Genomic DNA, 4,049 nt, shown 5'->3' on the forward strand with positions numbered 1-4,049 from the left:
GATTAAGACAGCGCGTTTGCCGAACGCCACGTCGCCTATTCCACCGCGCTGCAATCGACGATCGGCGCGGGAAGGAACTATGTCGTCGGCCCACTCGCGCGGTTCAATCTGAATTTCGACCGGCTCAGCCCCTCGGTGCAGGCGCTGGCGGCGGAATTCGGCGTGGGCGAGGGCTGCGCCAATCCGTTCCGAAGCATCATCGTCCGCGCGCTCGAACTGGTCTATGCTTGCGAGGAAGCCGAACGCCTGATCGCCGCATACCATCCGCCCGCGGCACCTTCGGTCGCCGTCGCGCCGCGCGCCGGCGTTGGCATCGCCGCAACCGCGGCGCCGCGCGGCCTGCTTTATCATTGCTATGACCTCGATGCCGCGGGCATGATCCTTGCAGAACGGATCGTGCCGCCGACCTCACAGAACCAGGCGACGATCGAGGACGATCTCCGGATCATCGCCACCCGCGACCTCGCGCTCGCCGAGTCCGAACTCCGCGATCATTGCGAACAAGCGATCCGCAATTACGACCCCTGTATTTCGTGCTCGACCCATTTCCTGCGCCTTGAGATACGGCGCCGATGAGCCCGCGCCCCGTGGTCATCGGTCTCGGCAATCCCGATCGCGGCGACGATGCCGTCGGGCTCCTTGTCGCGCGCCGCATGGGCGCGCTTGGCATGCCGGGGATCGCGGTAATCGAAGCCGGGGGAGACATGCTCGCTTTGCTCGACCATTGGGCCGAGGCGGAGCGCGTCGTGCTGATCGATGCCGCAGCACCGCTGACGCAGCCGGGGCGCATCCACCGGTTCGACCCGAGCCTTGGCCCGCTGCCGCGCGATCTCGCGCTCGGCTCGACGCATGCGTTTGGTCTCGCGGAGGTGCTGGAACTCGCGCGCACCCTCGGCCGGCTGCCGGCGCGGCTGACGATCTTCGCGATCGAGGCGGCGCGGTTCGATCATGGCGCGGCACTCTCGGCGCCGGTCGCCGGCGCGGCCGAGGCGGTGGCAGCGATGATCGCGGCGGAACTGAGGGAGGCTTGCTCTGATGCATGCAACCGGCTTGGTGCGTGTCTGATCCGACGGATCGAGCACGCGGCGGCGGCGCATTTTCGCGAGCATTTCGCGCATGAATCGCGCGGCGGTGTCGCCGAAGGCGCGGCATTGTGCCTTGTCGAATCCGACGATCCCAGCGATCCCGATGCGTTGCATCTGCGCCTCGAAAGCCTGGTTTTGGAGGTCTGAGCGGCGATGGCCGCGGCAGCGCCAGAGCGGCTCAGGATCGCGCTCGCCGGCGCGGTCCAGGGGGTGGGCTTTCGCCCCTTCGTCTATCGGCTGGCGCGGGAGATGGGGATCACCGGCTTCGTCAAAAACGACGGCGGCGGCGTGCTGATCGAGGCGGAGGCCAGCGCCCCGATGCTCCGCATTTTTCTCGATCGCTTGGCCGAGCACGCGCCGCGCAACGCAAAAGTGACGGCACGGCAGGTGGCAGCGATCGCACCCCGTGGCGATGCCGGCTTCGCCGTCGTGGCGAGCGCGGTCGAGGCAGCCGGGACGGCAACGATCATGGCCGATCTCGCTCCCTGTGCCGATTGCTTGCGCGAGATCAACGATCCCGCCGACCGCCGCCATCGCTATCCCTTCATCAGCTGTGTTGCCTGCGGGCCGCGCTACAGCGTGATCGAGGCGTTGACTTACGATCGCGCGCGCACGAGTTTGCGCCACTTTCCGCTCTGCCCCGCCTGTGCCGCGGAGTATGCCGATCCCGCCGCGCGGCGCTTTCATGCGGAATCGATGTGCTGCGGGGCGTGCGGTCCGCAGCTTGCGCTGTAGGATGCGAGTGCGACGCAGCTCGCGACACGCGAGGCGGCGCTCGCCGCCGGCATCGCGGCGTTGCGCGCTGGCAAAATCCTCGCCCTCAAGGGCCTCGGCGGGTTTCAGCTATTGGTCGATGCCGGCAGCGAGACGGCGGTCGCCACGTTGCGGGCCCGCAAACGCCGGCCGCGCAAACCGTTCGCGGTGATGCTCGCCGATCTCGAGACGGCGAGGACGCTCGCCGACATTTCACCGCGCGAACAGGCGGCGCTGACCTCGCCGGCGGCGCCGATCGTGCTGCTCGCGCCAAAGCGGCAGCGGCGCTGGCGCCGTGCGTCGCGCCGGGCGTGCCTTGTCTCGGCGTCATGCTGCCGCGCGGCGTCGCATCCCCGCTCGCCAGCAGCGCCGGGCGACTATTCGACGCCATCGCGGCCCTGCTCGATCTCTGCCGGCGCGCGAGCTTCGAGGGCGAGGCGGCGATGGCGCTGGAAGCCGCCGCTGCGGGGGCGGAAGCCGCGCCGCTGCCGGCTCCGGAGGTGAACGGCGATCGCCCGCTGGTGGTCGATTGGCGGCCGACGCTCGCCGCCCTGCTCGCCGGACGTGCCACCGGTCTGCGCCCGGGTCCGCTCGCCGCCGGCTTCCATGTCGAGCTGGCCGAGGCGATCGTCGCGGTGGCGCGACGGCTGGGCGCGCGCCGCGTGCTGCTCACCGGCGGATGTTTCCAGAATGCCCGGCTGACGGAGCACACGGTGATCGGGCTGCGCGCGGCCGGCATCGTCCCGTTCCGCCATCGCCTTGTGCCGCCGAACGATGGCGGCCTCGCCGTCGGCCAGATCGCCTTCGCCGCCGCCCCGCTGATCGAGGAGAACGTCTGATGTGCCTCGCGGTTCCCGGCCAGGTTCTCGCCATCCTCGGCGACGATGCGCTGACCCGCTCTGCCCGCGTCGCGTTCGGCGGCATCGTCAAGGAGATCGCGCTCGCCTTCGCGCCGGGAGCGCGGGTGGGCGATTACGTGCTGGTGCATGCCGGCGTCGCGATCGCGGTGCTGGACGCGGAGGAAACCGCGCGCATGCTCGCCGCCCTCGCGACGCTGGCGGAGGACGCGGCATGAAATATCTCGACGAATACCGCGATCCCGGCGCCGCGCGGCGTCTGGCCGGGGCGATCCGCGCGCGGGTCACGCGCCCCTGGACGATCATGGAAATCTGCGGCGGGCACACGCATTCCCTGTTGCGCCACGGGATCGACTAGATGCTGCCTGATCCGGTCACGCTGCTGCACGGCCCGGGCTGCCCGGTCTGCGTGACCGCGGCCGAGGTCATCGATCAAGCGATCGCGCTCGCCGCCATGCCTGGTGTGATCCTCTGTTCGTTCGGTGACATGCTGCGCGTGCCGGGCACGGCGGGCAGCCTATTGGGCGCGAAAGCGCGTGGGGCAGATGTGCGGATGGTCTATTCACCGCTGGATGCGCTGGCGCTCGCCAAGGCCAATCCGGCGCGCGAGGTGGTGTTCCTCGCCGTCGGGTTCGAGACCACGGCGCCGGCGACCGCGATCGCGGTGTTGTGGGCGGGGGCGGCAAATCTCGCGAATTTCAGCCTGATTTGCGCGCATGTTCGGGTGCCGCCGGCGATCGAGGCGCTGCTCGCCGCGCCGGACAATCCGGTGCAGGGCTTTCTCGCCGCCGGGCATGTCTGCACGGTGATGGGCTATGGCGAATACGCGGCGATCGCGCGCCGCTTTGGCGTGCCGATCGTGGTGACGGGGTTCGAGCCGGTCGATTTGTTGCAGGATCTGCTGGCCTGTCTCAGTCAGTTGGAGGAAGGCCGCGCCGAGGTGGAAAATCGCTATGCGCGTTCGGTTCGTGACGGCGGCAACGCCGCCGCACAGGCGGCGCTGCGGCGCGTGTTCGTGCCTGCGCCGCGCGTCTGGCGCGGCATGGGCGAGATCGCGGCGAGCGGGCTCGATCTCGCGCGCGGTGATCGGGCGGGTTGGCGCCGCAACCGGGCGCGGGCGCGTGCTGGCGGCGACGATCGGCGGGCTTCGCGTTCTCGATCTCATGAGCGGGGAGCAACTGCCGCGGATCTGCTGATGCGGCCGACTTCGTTCGTGGCGGCGCGGCGCCGGTTGACCGAGATCAATGCGCCCGTCATCGCCGCGCATAGGCTCTCTCCTTGCGGAAAGGAGAACCGCAGATGCTGAAACGATCCGACATGACCCCGGCAGTCGATCTGACCGCCGAACCCGGCG

5 protein-coding genes and 2 pseudogenes are annotated in these 4,049 nt (G+C 69.7%); all 7 read left to right on the top strand.

Features of this window, described 5'->3' with window-relative positions; all coding sequences use genetic code 11:
* The first annotated feature begins 135 nt into the window (after nt 1-135).
* Nucleotides 136-576, top strand: a complete 441-nt coding sequence (locus tag ACP5M5_RS14360) for a hypothetical protein (RefSeq protein ID WP_427938487.1) — start codon at nt 136-138, stop codon at nt 574-576.
* Entirely contained in the window at nt 573-1,232 is a 660-nt protein-coding gene (locus ACP5M5_RS14365; protein ID WP_427938489.1) for a hydrogenase maturation protease, read from the top strand. Before ACP5M5_RS14360 ends, ACP5M5_RS14365 begins: the two co-directional genes overlap by 4 nt.
* A 6-nt stretch (nt 1,233-1,238) precedes the next feature.
* Nucleotides 1,239-1,820, top strand: coding sequence for an acylphosphatase (locus ACP5M5_RS14370; protein WP_427938490.1), 582 nt, complete (start codon nt 1,239-1,241; stop codon nt 1,818-1,820).
* Nucleotides 1,821-1,880: 60 nt separating this feature from the next.
* Nucleotides 1,881-2,111 (top strand): annotated as a pseudogene (locus ACP5M5_RS14375) (Sua5/YciO/YrdC/YwlC family protein); the annotation flags it as partial.
* Nucleotides 2,112-2,149: 38 nt separating this feature from the next.
* On the top strand, nt 2,150-2,677 hold the full coding sequence (locus ACP5M5_RS14380; protein ID WP_427938492.1) for a hypothetical protein: 528 nt from the start codon (nt 2,150-2,152) through the stop codon (nt 2,675-2,677).
* Nucleotides 2,677-2,913, top strand: coding sequence for a HypC/HybG/HupF family hydrogenase formation chaperone (locus ACP5M5_RS14385; RefSeq protein ID WP_427938494.1), 237 nt, complete (start codon nt 2,677-2,679; stop codon nt 2,911-2,913). Before ACP5M5_RS14380 ends, ACP5M5_RS14385 begins: the two co-directional genes overlap by 1 nt.
* A pseudogene (hypD, locus tag ACP5M5_RS14390) lies at nt 2,910-4,001 on the top strand (hydrogenase formation protein HypD). Before ACP5M5_RS14385 ends, hypD begins: the two are co-directional and overlap by 4 nt.
* The last annotated feature ends 48 nt before the right edge of the window (nt 4,002-4,049 follow it).

Source organism: Acidibrevibacterium sp. (genome assembly GCF_049965395.1).
GTDB classification, from domain to species: Bacteria; Pseudomonadota; Alphaproteobacteria; order Acetobacterales; family Acetobacteraceae; genus Acidibrevibacterium; species Acidibrevibacterium fodinaquatile.

Bases quoted from the DNA above. Each gene is read 5' to 3' on its own strand.
- ACP5M5_RS14365 (WP_427938489.1), top strand. From the start codon at position 573: ATGAGCCCGCGCCCCGTGGTCATCGGTCTCGGCAATCCCGATCGCGGC.
- ACP5M5_RS14370 (WP_427938490.1), top strand. From the start codon at position 1,239: ATGGCCGCGGCAGCGCCAGAGCGGCTCAGGATCGCGCTCGCCGGCGCG.
- ACP5M5_RS14385 (WP_427938494.1), top strand. From the start codon at position 2,677: ATGTGCCTCGCGGTTCCCGGCCAGGTTCTCGCCATCCTCGGCGACGAT.